Origin of the sequence: Phytopseudomonas daroniae, from assembly GCF_004327275.1 — a bacterium.
GTDB classification, from domain to species: Bacteria; Pseudomonadota; Gammaproteobacteria; order Pseudomonadales; family Pseudomonadaceae; genus Aquipseudomonas; species Aquipseudomonas daroniae.
Map to the genome: position 1 here is coordinate 229,206 of NZ_QJUJ01000001.1, position 17,910 is coordinate 247,115.

Sequence of the window (17,910 nt, forward strand, 5' to 3'; positions counted from 1 at the left end):
CCTGCCTCCTCCTCTCTCGCGAGCATCCTGATGAATCGACTGTTCCGCCCCGGCTGGCCCGGCAACCTGATCGCCCTCCTGGCAGGCGCGCTGACCACCCTGGCCCTGGCACCGTACGGCATCTGGCCGCTGGCGCTGCTGTCGATCGCCCTGCTCTACCGCGGCCTGTGCGACCTGACAGCACGCCAGGCAGCGTGGCGCGGCTGGTGGTACGGCTTCGGCCTGTTCGCCTCTGGCACCAGCTGGGTGTACGTGAGCATTCACGATTACGGCGCCGCTTCGCCGCCCCTGGCTGCGTTTCTGACCCTGGGTTTCGTCGCCGGACTCGGCCTGTTCTTCGCACTGACGGCCTGGCTGTGGACGCTATTTCTACGTCGTGATGCAGCTCCGGCAAGCGACGCTCTGGCATTCGCCGCTCTATGGGTCGCCCAGGAAGCGTTTCGTGGCTGGTTCCTCACCGGGTTTCCCTGGCTCTACGCCGGCTACAGCCAGCTTGACGGCCCGTTGGCCGGCCTGGCACCCGTGGGCGGAGTCTGGCTGCTGTCTTTCTCCCTGGCGCTGAGCGCCGCGCTGCTGGCCAACCTGCCACGCCTGTACCGACACAAGCCACAACTGGGCATAGCCCTCGTGGTGCTGATCGCGCCCTGGCTTGCCGGTGCGCTGCTCAAAGGCCATGCCTGGACGGCACCCGCTGGCGAGCCACTGAGCGTCGCCGCGATTCAGGGTAACGTGGAGCAGAACCTCAAGTGGGATCCGGCGCAGCTCAACGCGCAACTGGCGCTGTACCGCGACATGAGTTTCAGCAGCAAACCGACGGACTTGCTGATCTGGCCGGAAACCGCGGTGCCGGTGCTCAAGGAACAGGCCAGCGGCTACCTCAGCGTGATGGATCGCTTCGCCAGCGACCGCCAGAGCGCACTGATCACCGGCGTGCCGATTCGTCAGCCCAACGAACGCGGCGAGCTGCGTTACTACAATGGTGTCAGCGTGGTCGGCCAGGGCAGCGGCGATTATCTCAAGCAACGGCTGGTGCCCTTCGGTGAATACGTGCCCCTGCAGGAAGTGTTGCGCGGCCTGATCGCCTTCTTCGACCTGCCGATGTCCGACTTCGCTCGCGGCGAGCATGATCAGCCGCTGCTGGAGGCCAAGGGGCACCGGATTGCCACCTTCATCTGCTACGAAGTGGTCTACCCGGAATTCGCCGCCAATCTCGCCGCGCAGAGCGCCCTGCTGCTGACGGTGAGCAACGACACCTGGTTCGGCACCTCGATCGGCCCGCTGCAGCACCTGCAGATGGCGCAGATGCGCGCCCTGGAAGCCGGCCGCTGGATGATCCGTGCCACCAACAACGGCGTGACCGTGCTGATCGACCCATTCGGCCAGATCACCGAACGCCTGCCGCAGTTCGAACAGGGCACGCTCTACGGGGAAGTGCAGCCGATGCAGCACCTGACACCGTTCCTGCAGTGGCGCTCCTGGCCGCTGATCATCCTGTGCACCCTGCTGCTGGGCTGGGCCTTGGCCCGACGCCGCAAGGGCGTGGCGTAACGGCTGAACGGCGGCCAGAAGGCGTAAGCGGCCTCTCGTAGGGTGGACGACGCTTCACCCGTCCACCGCTCTACAATCGCAATGGTGGACAAAAAGAGCGTTGTCCACCCTACGTCTGCTTACGCCTTATCTGCGCCAATATCGGCTTAACGCCCATACGCCAGCGGATACGCCAGTGCGCCAATCACTTCATTGAGCAGCAAGGTGCTCTGCCAGAAGGCTTTGCCCTCCGGCAGCCAGCCGCCTAACGGACGTTCGTTGGGTACACCGATAAAGCCCACCGGAGCCGCCACCACCTCGAAGCCGGCCTGCTCGAAACTCCAGCGCGAGCGAGGCATGTGCCAGGCCTGGGTCACCAGCACCACGCGGCGAATGCCTTCAGGCTGCAGCATGGCAGCGGTTTCCACTGCGTTTTCCCAAGTGGTGCGGCTGCGTTCTTCCTGCCAGCGCACCTCGACACCCATGTCCTCGCTCATCACCTCGGCCATCAGCGCCGCCTCACTCGGCGGCCGACCGAAATGCAGTCCGCCCGTGGTCAGTACCGGCAGGCCGGAAGCCTTGGCCAGACGCGCCGCATAGCGGGTACGTTCCAGCGCCATCGCACTGGGTTGGTCACCGCCCCAGGCCGGATCTGCGGAATCCCGCCCGCCGCCCAGGACGATGATGACATCAGCACGCTGAGCCAACTCGGCCCATTGTTCCTGGGCCAGTGCCGGCTCACGTTCGATCAGCCGCGCCATCCATTCCACCGCCACCGGCAGGCTCATCAACCACAGGCCACCTAGTCCAATCGCGAAACAGCCTGCCGCCAGCCGCGGAAAGCGCCGCCGCAGGAACCAGGCAAGCACCAGCAGAAGCAGAAGAATGCCGGGCGGCATGAAGAATTGCTTGAGCATGTAGCGAAGCGGCATCGAGCACCTCCGGGAAAGGGTCGAAGCCTAGGGTCTGTTGCGGCTGCAGCACAAGCCGAGCCGCTTTTGAGTTAGAAGACCAAACCTGCTCGCCATCTCTCCGCGCTGCCCCGCACGTCATATTTCGGGAAGAACCGAAGCAGATGAGTGCCACCACTGCCCAGCAGAGAGGATCGAATGGCGTTCGAACGGTGGCTGCACAGGCTCCGAAGGCACCACACCTGACCAATACTGCTGCGCAGCCGTGGCATGCCAGCCCTTCAGCCAATCGTGATCGTTGGCCAGATAGGCCGCGATCAATGCCAGCTCGGCAGCGGACAAACCGCGCACCTCCATTTCACCGGGAGGCTCGTCGGACAGACGCGCAAGGCTGCTGGCTTCATCAAGGGCGCAAGTCAGCCGGCGCAGTAAACGCCCGTAGGGATCCGTCTCGTCATCGATACTTGCTAAATGCTCCATCGCACACCTCCGGGTAGGACGCCCTACAAATGAGCTTAGCGCTCAGCCCGGGACGAGCCGGGTACCGCGACAAACGGCGACGCCCACGCCCGGCAGAGCAATCAGCGTTTCCCTCCGTCAAGGGGGGTCATGTATGCTACGGCGTTTCCCGAAAGCCCCTTTCCCTAGCGCAAGTAGCCATGCACGAACAGTATCAGCCACGCGAAATCGAAGCCGCCGCGCAATCCCACTGGGATTCGCAGAACTCCTTTGTAGTCAGCGAACAGCCCGGCAAGGACACGTTCTATTGCCTGTCGATGTTCCCCTACCCGAGCGGCAAGCTACACATGGGGCACGTGCGCAACTACACCATCGGTGACGTGATTTCCCGTTACCAGCGCATGCTGGGCAAGAACGTGCTGCAGCCGTTGGGCTGGGACGCCTTCGGCATGCCGGCGGAAAACGCTGCCATCGACAACAACGTCGCACCGGCCAAGTGGACGTACGAAAACATCGACTACATGAAGACCCAGCTCAAGAGCCTGGGCCTGGCCATCGACTGGTCGCGTGAAATCACCACCTGCAAGCCGGACTACTACCGCTGGGAGCAGTGGCTGTTCACCCGCCTGTTCGAAAAAGGCGTGATCTACCGCAAGAACGGCACCGTGAACTGGGATCCGGTCGACCAGACCGTACTGGCCAACGAGCAGGTCATCGACGGTCGCGGCTGGCGCTCGGGCGCGCTGATCGAGAAGCGCGAGATCCCCATGTACTACTTCAAGATCACCGCCTACGCGGATGAGCTCTTGAGCAGCCTGGATGAACTGGATGGCTGGCCGGAACAGGTCAAGACCATGCAGCGCAACTGGATCGGCAAATCCCGCGGCATGGAAGTGCAGTTCCCCTACGATCAGACATCGATCGGCGAAGCCGGCACTCTGAAAGTGTTCACCACCCGCCCCGACACTCTGATGGGCGCGACCTATGTCGCGGTGGCCGCCGAGCATCCTCTGGCTACCCTCGCAGCGCAGGGCAATGCCGAGTTGCAAGCCTTCATCGATGAATGCAAGAGCGGCAGCGTGGCCGAGGCCGACGTTGCCACCCAGGAAAAACACGGCATGCCGACGCCGCTGTTCGTCGAGCACCCGCTGACCGGCGAGAAGCTGCCGGTGTGGGTCGCCAACTACGTGCTGATGCACTACGGCGATGGCGCGGTCATGGCCGTACCCGCCCACGACGAGCGCGACTTCGAGTTCGCCACCAAGTACGGGTTGCCGATCAAGGCCGTGGTTCGCACCAGTGCCGGCGACGAAACGCCTGCACCCTGGCAGGCCGCATACAACGAACATGGCCAACTGATCAACTCCGGCGAATTCGACGGCCTGGATTTCGCCGGCGCGTTCGACGCCATCGAAGTCGCTCTGCTGAAGAAGAAACTCGGCGCCTCGCGCACCCAGTTCCGCCTGCGCGACTGGGGCATCAGCCGCCAACGCTACTGGGGCTGCCCGATCCCGATCATCCACTGCGATAGCTGCGGTGACGTGCCGGTGCCGGAAGATCAACTGCCGGTGGTACTGCCCGAAGACGTGGTGCCCGATGGCGCCGGCTCGCCCCTGGCACGCATGCCGGAGTTCTACGCTTGCAGTTGTCCGAAGTGTGGCGCGCCAGCCAAACGTGAAACCGACACCATGGACACGTTCGTCGAATCGTCCTGGTATTACGCCCGCTACGCCTCCCCGCATTACGAGGGCGGCCTTGTCGAGCCAAACGCGGCCAACCACTGGCTGCCGGTGGATCAATATATCGGTGGTATCGAACACGCGATTCTGCACCTGCTCTACGCGCGCTTCTTCCACAAGCTGATGCGCGACGAAGGTCTGGTGACCTCCAACGAGCCGTTCAAGAATCTGCTGACCCAGGGCATGGTCAACGCCGAGACCTACTTCCGCATGGAAGCCAACGGCAAGAAGACCTGGATCAACCCTGCCGACGTAACCCTGGAGCGCGACGCCAAGGCCAAGGTCATCGCCGCCACGCTGACCAGCGACGGCCTGCCAGTCGAAATCGGCGGTACCGAGAAGATGTCGAAGTCGAAGAAAAACGGCATCGACCCGCAGACCATGATCGATCAGTACGGCGCTGACACCTGCCGCCTGTTCATGATGTTCGCTTCGCCGCCTGACATGAGCCTGGAGTGGTCGGACTCCGGCGTCGAAGGCGCCAGCCGCTTCCTGCGCCGCGTCTGGCGTCTGGCCCACGGCCACGTCAGCCAGGGCCTGCCGGGGGTGCTGGATATCGCCAAACTGGACGACGCCGGCAAGGGTGTTCGCCGCGCCATCCACCTGGCGATCAAGCAGGCCACTCAGGATGTCGGCCAGCACCACAAGTTCAACACCGCCATCGCCCAGGTGATGGCCCTGATGAACGTGCTGGAAAAGGCCCCTCAGGACAACGATCAACAGCGCGCCCTGCTCCAGGAAGGTCTGGAAACCGTCGCCCTGCTGCTCGCCCCGATCACCCCGCATATCAGCCATGAGCTGTGGCAGGAACTGGGTCACGAGGAAGCGATCATCGACGCCGCCTGGCCCGTCGTGGACGAATCGGCCCTGGTGCAGGACAGCCTGCAACTGGTGATTCAGGTCAACGGCAAGCTGCGCGGTCAGATCGACGTGCCGGCCGACGCCAGCCGCGAAGCGGTCGAAGCGGCTGCCCGCAGCAACGAAAACGTACAACGCTTCACCGAAGGGCTGACGATCCGCAAGGTCATCGTGGTGCCTGGCAAGCTGGTCAACATCGTCGCCAACTGAGGCGACAAGTGAGGTGTCGGCGTGCTGCCGACACCGGGTCAACGTATCGGTAACGCAGGCACCCGTGCCTGCCCATGCCGGCCAGCGGAGCCGGCAGGACAAGGGGATAACGAGATGATCAAGCGCAATCTGTTGGTAATCGGCCTGGCAGGCCTGCTCGGCGCATGTGGCTTCCAGCTGCGCGGCACCGGTGACGTGCAGTTCGCCCTCGACGAACTCGAGGTCAGCGCCCGCGACAGCTACGGCGAAACCGTACGTGACGTTCGTGAAGTACTGGAAAACAACGGCGTGCGCGTATTCCCGGGCGCCGCCTACAAGCTGTACCTGGCCAACGAGCAGGAAAAACAGCGCTCCGCCAGCTACACCAGCTCTGCTCGCAGCGTTGAATACGAGCGTACCCTGACCCTGGATTACGAAATCCGCGGCAGCAAAGACCTGCTGCTGATGAGCAACCAACTGGAAGTGCAGAGCTACTACGTGCAGGACTCCAACAACCTGATCAGCAATGATCAGGAGTCGGCTCAGTTGCGTACGGAAATGCGCCGCGACCTGGTGCAGCAACTGGCCCAGCGCCTGCAGCAGATCACCCCGGATCAACTCGACGCCCTGCAACAAACCGCCGAAGCCAAGGCCAAGGCAGAAGCAGACGCCCTGGAGGCCGCACGTCAGCGTGAAGCCGCCCAGCCGCAGCAGTCCCCCATCGAACTGCCGGTTCAATAAGAACCGGTTCACGATCTTGGTGTACTTGGCAAAGAGAACCCGTATCCCTATGGATCGACGGCAATAAGGCGGAAGCGGACGCTCACCCCGTAGGGTGGATGACGCTCTTTTCATCCACCATTGCGATTGCAGAGCGGTGGACGGGTGAAGCGTCGTCCACCCTACGACAGGCTGCTTCCGCCACTTTGCTGCCACTGCACGTGAAGGCTCGTCGAAAAATCGTGAACAGGCTCTAAGACGGATGGGGTCGCTCCTTCGGCCCTCAGGTTAGAAACTCATGAAACTCGCCCCCGCCCAACTCGGCAAACATCTTCAGGGATCCCTGGCTCCCGTCTACGTGGTCTGCGGCGACGAAGCGCTGCTGTGCCAGGAAGCCGCCGACGCCATTCGCAACGCCAGCCGCACCCAAGGCTTCAGCGAGCGCGAGGTGTTTCACGCCGAAGCCAACTTCGACTGGGGCATGCTTTATGAAGCCGGCGCCAGCATGTCGCTGTTCGCCGAGAAACGTGTCATCGAGCTGCGTATTCCAAACGGCAAGCCCGGCGACAAAGGTGCTGCAGCGATCATCGAATACCTCGGCCGACCGCCGGAAGACACCTTGTTACTGATCAGCCTGCCCAAACTCGACGGCAGCGCGCAGAAAACCAAGTGGGCCAAGGCCCTGATCGACGGCCCGCATTGCCAGTTCGTGCAAATCTGGCCGGTGGACGCCAATCAGCTGCCGCAGTGGATTCGCCAGCGCCTGGCACAGGGCGGCATGAACGCCACCGCCGACGCGGTGGATCTGATCGCCGCCCGGGTAGAAGGCAACCTGCTGGCCGCCGCCCAGGAGATCGAGAAGCTCAAGCTACTCGCCGACGGCCAGCAGATCGATGCCGGCACGGTGCAGGCGGCGGTTGCCGACAGCGCCCGTTATGACGTTTTCGGTCTGATCGACGCCATCCTCAACGGCGAAGCCGCCCATGCCTTGCGCATGCTCGATGGTTTGCGCGGCGAGGGTCAGGAGTCGCTGTTCATCGTGGTCATGCTGGCTCGCGAGCTGCGCCAACTGGCCAATCTTTCCTACCAGTTCAGCCAGGGCGTACCGCTGGACAAGGCCTTCGCCTCGGCGCGGCCACCCGTCTGGGACAAGCGCCGTCCGCTGGTCAGCAAAGCTCTGCAGCGCCACTCGTCGGCGCGCTGGAATGCGTTGTTGATGGATGCCCAGCAGATCGATGCCCAGGTCAAAGGCCAGGCAGCCGGCGATCCCTGGGCCAGCCTGTCGCGCCTGGTGTTGATGATGGCCGGCCAGCGCCTGAAGCTCGGTTCCTAAGCCTGCATCAAATGTGGACATCGCCACCCGAGCGGCGCATGATTTCTACCGCTCGCACCGGCGCGAGCACTGATCGAGGACATGCCATGAGCAAGAAAGCACGCCCGAACAAGGCCAAATCCATCGTCGCCCAGCCACTGTTCCGCTCACGCCAGGAACGTCCCGGCAAAGGAAAAGGCAGCTACCGTCGCCAAGCCTCCCAGCAAAACTGGGAGGCTTCTTCATTTATGGTGGCTTGAAAACCTCGCCCAGCCCGCATTCCTGCTCATCCGTGCTAAGGTGTTCGCCTGCAAAACGTGTTGAGATGACCATGCCCAACCTGTTCATTCGCGGCCTGCCAGCCACAGCTGCGGCCAGCTTCCTGCTCCTGCTCACGGCCTGTGCCGATGCCCCTGCCCAGCCCCTGGCGGCCCCGAGCACCCCGCAGAGCAATACCTCGATCAATACCGCGTTCACCCAACCCGTTCAGGAGCAACTGAGCTTCGAACAATGGCGTGACCTGCTGCGCAGCGACGCGATGGCCGCCGGTATCAGCCCGACCCTGTTCGACCGCGCTTTCGCGGGCGTCGTCCCGAACCCCGATGTGGTCAAGGCCGACAGCAGCCAGCCAGAGTTCAGCCGCCCGGTATGGGAATACCTGAAAGGGGCCGTTTCCCCCAGCCGCGTCGCCCGTGGCCGCATCCTGCTGACGCAGAACCGCGCCATGCTCAACCAGATCGAACAGCGCTATGGCGTCGACGCGGAAACGCTGGTCGCCATCTGGGGCCTGGAAAGCAACTTCGGCAGCAACATCGGCAGCCACAACGTGGTGCGCTCCCTGGCGACCCTGGCCTACGAAGGTCGTCGCCAGGCTTTCTGGCGCAGCCAGTTGCTGGCCGTCCTGCAGATTCTCCAGCACGGTGATATCGCTCCGGAAAGCCTGGTCGGTTCCTGGGCCGGCGCCATGGGCCAGACCCAGTTCATGCCCACCACCTATAACGAACACGCCGTGGACTTCGACGGCGATGGCAAGCGCGACGTGTGGACATCCTCTGCCGACGCGCTGGCCTCGGCGGCCCACTACCTACAAGGCTCCAACTGGCAACTACGCCAGCCCTGGGGTTTCGAAGTGCAGCTACCGCAAGGCTTCGATTACGCCCTGGCCGACCCGGAGGTGCGCCGTAGCCTGAGCGAATGGCGCGCCCTTGGCATTCACCCCGTAGGCCAGCCGCTGAGAACCCCGCGTGACGATGCCAGCGCTACCCTGCTGCTGCCCGCCGGGCATCGCGGGCCGGCCTTCCTGCTGCTCGGCAACTTCCGCAGCATCCTGCGCTACAACAACTCCACGTCCTATGCGCTGGCGATAGGCCTGCTGTCCGACAGCCTGCGTGGTGGCAATGGCATTCAAGGCACCTGGCCGGAAGGTGATCGGCAGTTGGGCCGCAGCGAACGCGTCGAACTGCAGGAGCGCTTGAGCGCCCGAGGCTTCGACTCCGGCCACGCGGATGGCATCATCGGCGCCAACACGCGCAAGGCGATTCGCGCCTTCCAGCTGCACCTGGGCTGGCCGGCCGATGGGTATCCGGACAGCAACCTGCTCGAGCAGTTGCGCCAGCAGAACTGATCCCCTCCAGCGCGGTGACGACCGTCACCGCGCGCGTTCTTGCGTTTGCGATTAGCCCGTTCCTGGGCGACTCTGTAGTCAGCCTGCCACGCGATCCGTGGTAGCCGCACCTGCCCACCTGCCGTGATCCGGCTCGGGCCAATGACAACAGAGAGGTCGCTATGCACGACATCGAACTAGACGAAGAACAACGCATGATCCGCGACTGCACCCGGCAGTTCGCCCGGCGTGCCATCGCTCCGCACGCTCAGGAATGGGAAAAGGCCTGCTGGATCGATGATGCGGTAGTCGCCCAGATGGGCGACATGGGCCTGCTGGGGATGATAGTACCGGACACCTGGGGCGGCAGTTACCTCGACTATGTGGCCTATGCCCTGGCCGTGGAGGAAGTCTCCGCCGCCGATGCCGCCACCGGCACCCTGATGAGCGTGCACAACTCGGTGGGCTGTGGCCCCCTGCTCAACTATGGCAGTGATGCACAGAAGAACGATTGGCTGCCGCGCCTGGCCAGCGGTGAAGTGATCGGCTGTTTCTGCCTGACCGAGCCACAGGCCGGCTCCGAAGCCCATAACCTGCGCACCCGCGCCGAGCTGCACGACGACCGCTGGGTACTCAATGGCGCCAAGCAGTTCGTCAGCAATGGCCGACGCGCCGGCCTGGCCATCGTCTTCGCCGTCACCGATGCCGCGTTTGGAAAACAGGGCATCTCCGCCTTTCTGGTACCGACCAATACCCCCGGTTTCCGCATCGAACGCAGCGAACACAAGATGGGTATTCGCGCTTCGGATACCTGTGCCATCACCCTGGAAGACTGCAGCATCCCTGCGCAGAACCTGCTCGGCGAGCGCGGCAAAGGCCTGGGCATAGCCCTCTCCAACCTCGAAGGCGGACGCATCGGCATTGCCGCCCAGGCCGTCGGCATCGCCCGTGCCGCCTTCGAAGCGGCCCTGCTCTACTCCCGCGAGCGGGTGCAGTTCGACAAGCCCATCGGCGAGCATCAGAGCATCGCCAATCTGCTCGCCGACATGCACACCCAGATCAACGCCGCACGCCTGCTGACCCTGCACGCCGCACGCCTGCGCAGTGCTGGCCAGCCGTGCCTGTCGGAAGCCTCCCAGGCCAAACTGTTCGCCTCGGAAATGGCCGAGCGTGTTTGTTCCAAGGCACTGCAGGTTCACGGCGGTTACGGTTATCTTGAGGACTTCCCGGTGCAGCGCTATTACCGGGATGCACGCATTACCCAGATCTATGAAGGTAGCAGCGAGATCCAGCGCCTGGTGATCGCCCGTGAGCTGAAGCACTATGCGCTCTAGCAGGAAACGAGCGATCAGCCCTTGAGCAGGCGCGCCTCGGCGTTGTCCAGGTCGCGGAGGATTTCCGCCAGCATGTCATCGTCCAATTGGTTCTCCTTGCGCATCCGGTACAGCTCCAGGCGCTGAGTGCGCAGCGCCTGGAGTCGCATGCGGTATTCCAGCTGGTCGGCCTGGCGCTGATACTCGCGCGACTCTTCCGCACCGCGCGTGCGGGTGCGTTCGAGCAGGTCGCGGTATTCGCTCATCAGCTTGGCCCTGATCTCGGCAATGGCGATCACGCCTTCGGCATTCGCCGCCTTTTCGTCGTCGGCTTCCAGGCTGAGAATGGCGGCCTGCAGCACCTGCGCGCGGTGACGATTGAGTTCGCTTTCCTGACGCGCCACGTTGTCCTGAGGCAACAGCGGCAGAATCCTCGGCAAGGCGACACTGGCAATCAGCAGCGATAGCAGAATCACTCCGGCGGCGATAAGGATCAGCAGATCGCGCTCGGGAAAATCCTGACCATTGTTGAGCAGCAGCGGCAGCGACATTACACCGGCGAGGGTCACTGCGCCGCGCACGCCACCGAGCGTCAGCACCGCAGTCAGAGCAAGACGGGATTGCCCGGCGAAACGCGTCGGCTTACCCCGCCAGCGGCGCAACATTCCGGACGTTCGCCAGTAGCTGTAGACCCACACGAAGCGCAGCGTCATCAACACGACGTACACCGCCAGCACATAACCCAGCGCCGGCAGCAGGAATTGCCAGGAATCGGCGTGATCGCCGACGGCGGCCTTGAGGATATCCGGTAGCTGCAGGCCCAGCAGCAGAAATATCAGGCCATTGAAGGTGAACTCCAGCATGGCCCACACGCCGCGGTTGAGCAGTCGCGTAGTGGTCTGCCGCGGCAGCAGGTCGAGGCGGCTCTGCATCATCCCCGCCGCCACCGCCGAGAGAATGCCCGACAACCCCAGGTGTTCGGCCGCCACGTAAGCAGCGAAAGGCAGCAACAGCATCAGCAGTACATGGGGCGCCGGTTCTTCCCAGCCACGGGCGATCATCCAGGCCCGCAAGTGGCCCAACAGATAACTCAGTGCCATGCCGATCAGCAGCCCGCCGATGGCCACCAGGACGAACTGCACACTGGCATCGCCGAGGGAAAACACACCCGTCAGCGTCGCCGCCACGGCGAACTTGAAGGCCACCAGGCCCGAGGCATCGTTCATCAGTGCCTCGCCCTGCAGCAGATTGTTCAGCGTGCTGGGCAGGCGCCCATGGGCGATGGCCGAAACCGCCACCGCATCGGTCGGCGACAGCACCGCCGCCAGCGCGAAGCAGGCTGCCAACGGCACCTGGGGCAGCAACCAATGAATGAAATAACCAGCACCGAGAATGGTGAAGAACACCAGGGCGAAGGCGAGAAACAGGATCGGCGTACGCAACTTGCGAAACTGCCCCTTGGGCATGCGCCAGCCATCGACGAACAGCAGTGGCGGGATGAACAACAGGAGGAACAGCTCGGGGTCGAGCCGCACATGCAGCCCCAGCACCGGAATCGCCAAGAGCGCACCGATCAGAATCTGCAGGATCGGTAGCGGCAAGGGAATGAACTGGGCGCTGATACGGGTGCCACTGACCACCAGCAACATGATCAGAATGGTGTAGAGAAGCTGCATGACGGAAGGAATCCTTTACGAACATGACCGCATGACTTGTAGGTAGCGATGCATTCTAACGCACCAAGCATAGAGAGATATGGCTGACGAGCCAGGGTCGCACTATCTGGAGACTTACTATCGATTCGTCCCCGCTGGCGCGGGGAACACTACGTCACGTTCGGCCACCTATGCAGCTAATCGCTGATCAGCAGCACCCCCTCCTGAGCCTCAGGACACCCGCAGTGCCGGCATCAAGCCGGCACTGCCTTCATCTGTAAGCAACGACGGACTGGGGCTGATACTCGGGTGCATCGACCCACTGCCCATCCACGAGCTTTTCCCAACCGTCGTAGCGCTTCTCACCGTTGCGCCACAACTGGATGTCCCACTGACCGTTGAAACGATCCTGTCCGGACTGAGCGCCAACGCCAAGTACCCGGCCAAGGTCGATCGTACTGGCGTAGTTGTCCAGATCCAGATGGAACTTGCCGTACTCATATACCGCGCTGGCGGCCACGAACTCCATGCTCAGCCTTGCAAAGCTGTTGGCGGCTTTCACAAGCCTAGAAGAAGCATTCAGCGCCGTTTCCAGGCGCTGGATCTGATCTTGACTCAATGAACCCGCATTGACGGCAACCAGACGACCATCCTGACCGACACTGAAACCAAAGCTCTTCTCGGCAAGGTCAGGGTCAGTCGCAGCCAGTGCCTTCTGAAAGTCCGTGTAGGCTGATGCCAAGGAAGTTTGGACGGCTCCGAGTTCGGCCAATACGACCGGTTCGGCGCGGGTCGCATAGTTGGACGCGGGACGTCCCGTCTTCTGATACACGTCGAAATCGCCGCGATCGACAGGGTCTTCCGAGCTCAGATGGTAGATCACCGAAGCCTCGGGTGCCGGCGCGTCGTGGCGAACCAGAGGCGATTGCCCCTGCTGTGCCGCCTGCCCAGCGGACGCGACCTTGGCTTGCCACGCCAACAGCGTGGTGGACATTCCAGCGTTCTCCATCGCACTTCCCTCCTCTCACGACAGTGTACCCCTACCCAGAGTGTCGGCAGCACCTCCGAGAACTTGAGCGGGTACACGGCGGAACGCGATTGCCTCTACCCGGCGGCCTCCAGCCAATTGCTTGCGACCCTCGGTCGGCGCGCGCACCCGCATCGGCATAATGTTCGGTCAGCGACTCACACCGCTCCCCGGCCAGCCACTGCACCGCCGGTTGCGACAGGGCTTCGAGCTGCGGAGTGCCTGACGGCTCGGGCACCGCCCAGTAGGCGGCAAAGATTTCCTTACGCGCCTCGCTCCAGGCTGGCGGCTCGAACGACGGTATGGCGCGATTGAACTCTGTCTGGTTGAAGTTGTAACCATGATGAGCACTGATGGCCTGCAAAGCGTGCCGTATCCACAACAGATGACTAATGTCCTGATGCGGCAGATGCTCCCACAGCAGCGCTGCACTGGCGCAGGCATGATCGGCGACACTCAGCGAACGCGGCGGGAACGGCAAGCCCAGCGCCTCATCAGCCTGTCACCCTTCGAACCACTTGTCCTGAAAGCCGGGAATAGCTTTGCCAAAATCATGCAAACCAACCAGGCAGGCCACCCAGCGCGCCACATGCATTCGCTCAACGCCCAGCGCCTGCGCTGCCCAATCGAGGCTACTGCCTGGCTCATGGGCCAGCATGCGCCCGGCAACCGCCGCGACATCCAGAAGGTGAGCCAGCACACCATGACCGAAGCCCTCACCACTTTTTGCCCACAACCTGCGAGCTTGATCGCTCAGGCCGGAGAATCCTTTCATCTGTCACTCCCAGTAAATAGGGCGTAAGCCTTGCCGCAGAAGCGACCGAGTACAAGCTGCCACCCTATATGCAGCCCGGCAAGACATCTCTGCGCCTCAACGGCTGCTTGTCATTGTAGGAATCCGCTAATGTGACGAACCGGTGCTATGAGCATGTCATGCGGAACCCGTAGCCTGCTTGCGAAACAGTGCATGCAACTCTGCACCTGCATGGCGCGATCACTTGATCGCCCCCAACAGCAGCGCCGCAAGCCGAGTCGACGTGGCATAATCCACCGCTCGGTATTAACAAGGTATTGAGGAGGATTCGACGAGTGGAATCCTTCCGAGGAAAATCAATGAGTAATGTCCTTTATGGGATCAAGGCCTGCGACACCATGAAGAAGGCCCGTACCTGGCTCGACGAGCAGGGTATCGCTTACCGCTTTCACGATTACAAGGCCGACGGTATCGACCGCGGCAACCTGCAGAAATGGTGTGACGAGCACGGCTGGGAAATCATCCTCAATCGTGCCGGCACCACATTCCGCAAGCTCGACGACGCCCGGAAAAGCGATCTCGATCAGGCCAAAGCCATCGAACTGATGCTGGCCCAACCGTCGATGATCAAGCGTCCCGTACTGGATCTGGGCGCACGTACGCTGGTCGGCTTCAAACCCGAGCGCTATGCCGCCGAACTGGCCTGATACCGTCACCTCAATCGAATTCGCTGCAAGGAAAAATCCATGTCCAATACGCTGTTCAGCCTGGCCTTCGGGGTCGGCACTCAAAATCGTCAAAGCACCTGGCTGGAAGTGTTCTACGCACAGCCCCTGCTCAACCCGAACGCCGAACTGGTAGCCAAGGTCGCCGAGAAGCTCGGTTACAGCGGCGGCAATCAGGCCATTGCAATCACCAACCAGCAAGCGGGTGAGCTGGCCAGTGCTCTGAAAGGTATCGATGCCGTTCAAAGCGCCCTGCTCACCCGTCTGGCGGAAAGCGCCAAGCCACTGGTCGTCACCCTGCTGGCCGAAGACGCCACCCTGACCAGCACCCCAGAGGCCTACCTCAAGCTGCACCTGCTGTCGCATCGTCTGGTCAAGCCCCACGGCCTGAACCTGACCGGCATCTTCCCGCTGCTGCCCAACGTCGCCTGGACCAGCCAGGGCGCTGTCGATTTGGCCGAACTGACCGAACGCCAGCTGGAAGCACGCCTGAAAGGCGACCTGCTGGAAGTCTTCTCGGTGGACAAGTTCCCGAAAATGACCGACTACGTGGTACCGACCGGCGTACGTATCGCTGACAGCGCACGTATCCGCCTGGGCGCCTACATCGGTGAAGGCACCACCGTGATGCATGAAGGTTTCGTCAACTTCAACGCCGGCACCGCTGGCCCGGGCATGATCGAAGGCCGCGTCTCGGCGGGCGTATTCGTTGGCAAGGGTTCGGATCTGGGCGGCGGCTGTTCGACCATGGGCACCCTGTCCGGTGGTGGCAACATCGTCATCTCCGTGGGCGAAGGCTGCCTGATCGGCGCCAACGCCGGCATCGGCATTCCGCTGGGCGACCGCAACATCGTCGAAGCCGGCCTGTACGTGACCGCTGGTACCAAGATCGCCCTGTTCGATGACCAGAACAACCTGGTCAAGGTGGTCAAGGGTCGTGACCTGGCGGGTCAGGCTGATCTGCTGTTCCGTCGCAACTCGCAGAGCGGCGCGGTAGAGTGCAAGACCAACAAGTCGGCCATCGAGCTGAACGAAGCTCTGCACGCTCATAACTAAGAGGCAACGCCAAGCTGCAAGCCACAAGCTGCAAGCCGCAGCCCTGACTTGCAGCTTGCAGCTTGAAGCTCATGGCTCTCACTTCCCCTTGGCGCGCCGATTTTCCCGGCATGCTGGCTCTCGATAGCGAAAGCCAGACCTACCTCGACAGCGCCGCCACGGCGCAAAAACCGCAAGCGGTACTGGATGCCCTGCTGGCCTACTACGCGGGCGGCGCAGCCAATGTGCACCGTGCCCAGCATCTGCCCGGCGAACGCGCCACCCGTGCCTTCGAAGACACCCGCGACAAGGCGGCTCGCTGGCTGAACGCCGCCAGCGCCGAAGAAATCGTCTTCACCCGTGGCGCCACCGAATCCCTGAACCTGCTCGCCTATGGGCTGGAGCACCTGTTCAGCGCGGGCGACGAAATCGTCATCAGCTCCGCCGAACACCACGCCAATCTGCTGCCCTGGCAGCAACTGGCCGCGCGCAAGGCCCTCAGGCTGGTGGTACTGCCGCTGACGACTGCCGGCGATATCGACCTGCCACAGGCCACCACGCTTATTGGCGCAAGAACCCGGCTGCTCGCGGTCAGCCAACTGTCCAATGTATTGGGACGCTGGCAGCCACTGGAGTCGCTGATACAACTGGCGCGCGACCAGGGCGCACTGACGGTCGTGGATGGCGCCCAGGCCATCGTGCATGGTCGCCAGGACATGCAGGCGCTGGGCTGCGACTTCTACGTCTGCTCCAGCCACAAGCTGTATGGCCCGGATGGCGTTGGCCTGCTCTACGGTCGGCGTAGTGCGCTGCAGTGCCTGCAACACTGGCAGTTCGGTGGGGAAATGGTGCAACAGGCGAATTATCACGCCGCCACTTTCCGCCATGCCCCCCTTGGTCTGGAGGCTGGCACGCCACCGGTGTCCGGTGTGATCGCCCTTGGCGCGACCCTGGATTATCTCGACAGTCTCGACGCCGATGCCGTCAGCGCCCACGAAGCCGCGTTGCACCAGATGTTGCTGGCCGGCCTGCAACGCTACGAGGATGTGCGCCTGCTCGGCGAACCGCAAACAGCACTGGCCTGCTTTACCATCGACGGCATACACAGCGGCGACCTCGCCCACCTGCTCACCGAGCAAGGCATCGCCGTACGGGTCGGCCATCATTGCGCGATGCCGTTGCTGCAACGACTGGGCGTGAACGGCGCCATTCGCGTGTCGCTGGGGCTCTACAACGACGAAAGCGACCTGCAGCGTTTCTTCGCTGCACTGGACAACGCCCTGGAGCTGCTGCGATGAACCTCCCCGACGGCGCCCGCGAAGCACTCGATGCGTTCGCTGCCTGCTCCGGCTGGGAACAGCGAGCGCGACTGCTGATGCAGTGGGGCGAGCGCCTGGAGCCACTCGACGAAGCCGAGCGCAGCGAAGCGAATCGCGTGAACGGCTGCGAAAGCCAGGTCTGGCTGGTCGGCGAACAACTGGGCGGGCGCTGGGTATTTCGTGCATCCAGCGATGCACGCCTGCTACGCGGCCTGCTCGCTCTGCTGCTGGTACGCATTGATGGCCTGGATGCACAGACACTGACAAGCGTGGATGTCGCCGGCTGGTTTGAGCAGTTGGGCCTGTCGCGCCAGCTTTCGCCGTCACGCAGCAATGGTCTCAATGCCGTCGTGCAGCAGATGCGTCGGCTGACCGAACAGACCTGACCTCACGCAACAAGAACTGACCCGGCCACTGCGCCTGTTCGAACGCCGCAAGCTCGTTCAACGCACGGTATATGCCGAGGTACCGCCGCGTGTGGAATACCAGATTACCGGGCTGGGCAGGTCACTGCGCCCAACGGGCTGACATCAGTCTGGCTGCACCCATGGTCTGGAGAGGTACTTGCCATCCATCGCTGGAACGAACTCGACCCCGGCGCACGGGCTGTCGCGGTGATCTATCCGCTTCACACGGGTGCGCTGGGAGGCACATGGCTGGAGGCTGTCATGGCCGCTGGTGGGCTGGCACTCACGCTTCTGGGCATTACCGGCATAGGGTTATGGTGGCGACGAAACAGGGTGCGGCGCACCTGATACGAACGT

General features: G+C 62.9%; 19 protein-coding genes. 14 read left to right on the top strand and 5 right to left on the bottom strand.

The genetic code is table 11. The features are described 5' to 3' along the window. The first annotated feature begins 30 nt into the window (after positions 1 to 30). Entirely contained in the window at positions 31 to 1,548 is a 1,518-nt protein-coding gene (gene lnt, locus DNK10_RS01150; RefSeq protein WP_131190310.1) for an apolipoprotein N-acyltransferase, read from the top strand. Between the two features lie 146 nt (positions 1,549 to 1,694). Here lnt and DNK10_RS01155 read toward each other — a convergent pair whose 3' ends face one another. Both DNK10_RS01155 and DNK10_RS01160 read right to left on the bottom strand, forming a co-directional pair. Further along, positions 1,695 to 2,459 carry a YdcF family protein gene (locus DNK10_RS01155; RefSeq protein WP_131190311.1) on the bottom strand — a complete coding sequence of 255 codons (765 nt, stop codon included), beginning with the start codon at positions 2,457 to 2,459 and terminating at the stop codon, positions 1,695 to 1,697. Positions 2,460 to 2,576: 117 nt separating this feature from the next. Then, on the bottom strand, positions 2,577 to 2,918 hold the full coding sequence (locus DNK10_RS01160; RefSeq protein WP_131178955.1) for a hypothetical protein: 342 nt from the start codon (positions 2,916 to 2,918) through the stop codon (positions 2,577 to 2,579). 179 nt (positions 2,919 to 3,097) lie between these two features. On the opposite strand from DNK10_RS01160, the gene leuS reads away from it, so the two are divergent. The 6 genes from leuS (at position 3,098) to DNK10_RS01190 (ending at position 10,652) form a co-directional block, all read left to right on the top strand. After that, positions 3,098 to 5,704 carry a leucine--tRNA ligase gene (gene leuS / locus DNK10_RS01165; RefSeq protein ID WP_131190312.1) on the top strand — a complete coding sequence of 869 codons (2,607 nt, stop codon included), beginning with the start codon at positions 3,098 to 3,100 and terminating at the stop codon, positions 5,702 to 5,704. Positions 5,705 to 5,818: 114 nt separating this feature from the next. After that, positions 5,819 to 6,424 carry an LPS-assembly lipoprotein LptE gene (locus DNK10_RS01170; protein ID WP_131190313.1) on the top strand — a complete coding sequence of 202 codons (606 nt, stop codon included), beginning with the start codon at positions 5,819 to 5,821 and terminating at the stop codon, positions 6,422 to 6,424. A 277-nt stretch (positions 6,425 to 6,701) separates the two neighbouring features. Beyond that, the gene (gene holA, locus DNK10_RS01175) at positions 6,702 to 7,736 is read left to right on the top strand and encodes a DNA polymerase III subunit delta (RefSeq protein WP_131190314.1); all 1,035 of its coding nucleotides are present in this window, start codon (positions 6,702 to 6,704) and stop codon (positions 7,734 to 7,736) included. Between the two features lie 86 nt (positions 7,737 to 7,822). Further along, complete coding sequence (arfA, locus tag DNK10_RS01180) at positions 7,823 to 7,975, top strand: alternative ribosome rescue factor ArfA (protein ID WP_131178951.1); 153 nt, start codon at positions 7,823 to 7,825, stop codon at positions 7,973 to 7,975. Positions 7,976 to 8,046: 71 nt separating this feature from the next. Next, positions 8,047 to 9,339 (top strand): lytic murein transglycosylase, encoded by a 1,293-nt coding sequence (locus tag DNK10_RS01185; protein ID WP_131178950.1) that lies wholly within the window; start codon positions 8,047 to 8,049, stop codon positions 9,337 to 9,339. A gap of 161 nt (positions 9,340 to 9,500) precedes the next feature. After that, complete coding sequence (locus DNK10_RS01190; protein WP_131190315.1) at positions 9,501 to 10,652, top strand: acyl-CoA dehydrogenase family protein; 1,152 nt, start codon at positions 9,501 to 9,503, stop codon at positions 10,650 to 10,652. Between the two features lie 14 nt (positions 10,653 to 10,666). Here the strand turns inward: DNK10_RS01190 and DNK10_RS01195 are convergent, their stop codons facing one another. The 3 genes from DNK10_RS01195 to DNK10_RS26370 all read right to left on the bottom strand — a co-directional run bounded on the left by DNK10_RS01195 (position 10,667) and on the right by DNK10_RS26370 (position 13,773). Further along, a complete protein-coding gene (locus DNK10_RS01195; RefSeq protein ID WP_131190316.1) occupies positions 10,667 to 12,307 on the bottom strand; it encodes a Na+/H+ antiporter in 1,641 nt (546 codons plus the stop codon). Between the two features lie 250 nt (positions 12,308 to 12,557). Further along, positions 12,558 to 13,280: a hypothetical protein gene (locus DNK10_RS01200; RefSeq protein WP_131190317.1), complete on the bottom strand. Its 723-nt coding sequence runs from the start codon at positions 13,278 to 13,280 to the stop codon at positions 12,558 to 12,560. Positions 13,281 to 13,326: 46 nt separating this feature from the next. Beyond that, positions 13,327 to 13,773, bottom strand: coding sequence for an HD domain-containing protein (locus DNK10_RS26370; protein ID WP_425273843.1), 447 nt, complete (start codon positions 13,771 to 13,773; stop codon positions 13,327 to 13,329). Between DNK10_RS26370 and DNK10_RS26375 the strand changes: the two genes are divergently transcribed. The 7 genes from DNK10_RS26375 to DNK10_RS26380 all read left to right on the top strand — a co-directional run bounded on the left by DNK10_RS26375 (position 13,654) and on the right by DNK10_RS26380 (position 17,901). After that, complete coding sequence (locus DNK10_RS26375) at positions 13,654 to 14,115, top strand: hypothetical protein (protein ID WP_425273844.1); 462 nt, start codon at positions 13,654 to 13,656, stop codon at positions 14,113 to 14,115. The genes DNK10_RS26370 and DNK10_RS26375 overlap by 120 nt on opposite strands. Positions 14,116 to 14,426: 311 nt before the next feature. Further along, entirely contained in the window at positions 14,427 to 14,774 is a 348-nt protein-coding gene (locus DNK10_RS01210) for an ArsC family reductase (protein WP_131190318.1), read from the top strand. 39 nt (positions 14,775 to 14,813) lie between these two features. Beyond that, complete coding sequence (dapD, locus tag DNK10_RS01215) at positions 14,814 to 15,848, top strand: 2,3,4,5-tetrahydropyridine-2,6-dicarboxylate N-succinyltransferase (protein WP_131190319.1); 1,035 nt, start codon at positions 14,814 to 14,816, stop codon at positions 15,846 to 15,848. A gap of 71 nt (positions 15,849 to 15,919) precedes the next feature. Then, a complete protein-coding gene (locus DNK10_RS01220) occupies positions 15,920 to 17,125 on the top strand; it encodes an aminotransferase class V-fold PLP-dependent enzyme (protein ID WP_131190320.1) in 1,206 nt (401 codons plus the stop codon). Next, complete coding sequence (locus DNK10_RS01225; protein WP_131178942.1) at positions 17,122 to 17,532, top strand: SufE family protein; 411 nt, start codon at positions 17,122 to 17,124, stop codon at positions 17,530 to 17,532. The genes DNK10_RS01220 and DNK10_RS01225 overlap by 4 nt, the downstream gene beginning before the upstream one ends. A gap of 34 nt (positions 17,533 to 17,566) precedes the next feature. Further along, positions 17,567 to 17,674 (top strand): winged helix-turn-helix transcriptional regulator, encoded by a 108-nt coding sequence (locus DNK10_RS25970; RefSeq protein ID WP_244216201.1) that lies wholly within the window; start codon positions 17,567 to 17,569, stop codon positions 17,672 to 17,674. Continuing rightward, positions 17,629 to 17,901: a PepSY domain-containing protein gene (locus DNK10_RS26380; protein ID WP_369073642.1), complete on the top strand. Its 273-nt coding sequence runs from the start codon at positions 17,629 to 17,631 to the stop codon at positions 17,899 to 17,901. The genes DNK10_RS25970 and DNK10_RS26380 overlap by 46 nt, the downstream gene beginning before the upstream one ends. Positions 17,902 to 17,910: the final 9 nt, after the last annotated feature.

Coding starts and splice junctions, on each gene's coding strand:
- lnt (WP_131190310.1), top strand. CDS start 31: ATGAATCGACTGTTCCGCCCCGGCTGGCCCGGCAACCTGATCGCCCTC.
- DNK10_RS01155 (WP_131190311.1), bottom strand. CDS start 2,459: ATGCCGCTTCGCTACATGCTCAAGCAATTCTTCATGCCGCCCGGCATT.
- DNK10_RS01160 (WP_131178955.1), bottom strand. CDS start 2,918: ATGGAGCATTTAGCAAGTATCGATGACGAGACGGATCCCTACGGGCGT.
- leuS (WP_131190312.1), top strand. CDS start 3,098: ATGCACGAACAGTATCAGCCACGCGAAATCGAAGCCGCCGCGCAATCC.
- DNK10_RS01170 (WP_131190313.1), top strand. CDS start 5,819: ATGATCAAGCGCAATCTGTTGGTAATCGGCCTGGCAGGCCTGCTCGGC.
- holA (WP_131190314.1), top strand. CDS start 6,702: ATGAAACTCGCCCCCGCCCAACTCGGCAAACATCTTCAGGGATCCCTG.
- arfA (WP_131178951.1), top strand. CDS start 7,823: ATGAGCAAGAAAGCACGCCCGAACAAGGCCAAATCCATCGTCGCCCAG.
- DNK10_RS01185 (WP_131178950.1), top strand. CDS start 8,047: ATGCCCAACCTGTTCATTCGCGGCCTGCCAGCCACAGCTGCGGCCAGC.
- DNK10_RS01190 (WP_131190315.1), top strand. CDS start 9,501: ATGCACGACATCGAACTAGACGAAGAACAACGCATGATCCGCGACTGC.
- DNK10_RS01195 (WP_131190316.1), bottom strand. CDS start 12,307: ATGCAGCTTCTCTACACCATTCTGATCATGTTGCTGGTGGTCAGTGGC.
- DNK10_RS01200 (WP_131190317.1), bottom strand. CDS start 13,280: ATGTCCACCACGCTGTTGGCGTGGCAAGCCAAGGTCGCGTCCGCTGGG.
- DNK10_RS26375 (WP_425273844.1), top strand. CDS start 13,654: ATGATGAGCACTGATGGCCTGCAAAGCGTGCCGTATCCACAACAGATG.
- DNK10_RS01210 (WP_131190318.1), top strand. CDS start 14,427: ATGAGTAATGTCCTTTATGGGATCAAGGCCTGCGACACCATGAAGAAG.
- dapD (WP_131190319.1), top strand. CDS start 14,814: ATGTCCAATACGCTGTTCAGCCTGGCCTTCGGGGTCGGCACTCAAAAT.
- DNK10_RS01220 (WP_131190320.1), top strand. CDS start 15,920: ATGGCTCTCACTTCCCCTTGGCGCGCCGATTTTCCCGGCATGCTGGCT.
- DNK10_RS01225 (WP_131178942.1), top strand. CDS start 17,122: ATGAACCTCCCCGACGGCGCCCGCGAAGCACTCGATGCGTTCGCTGCC.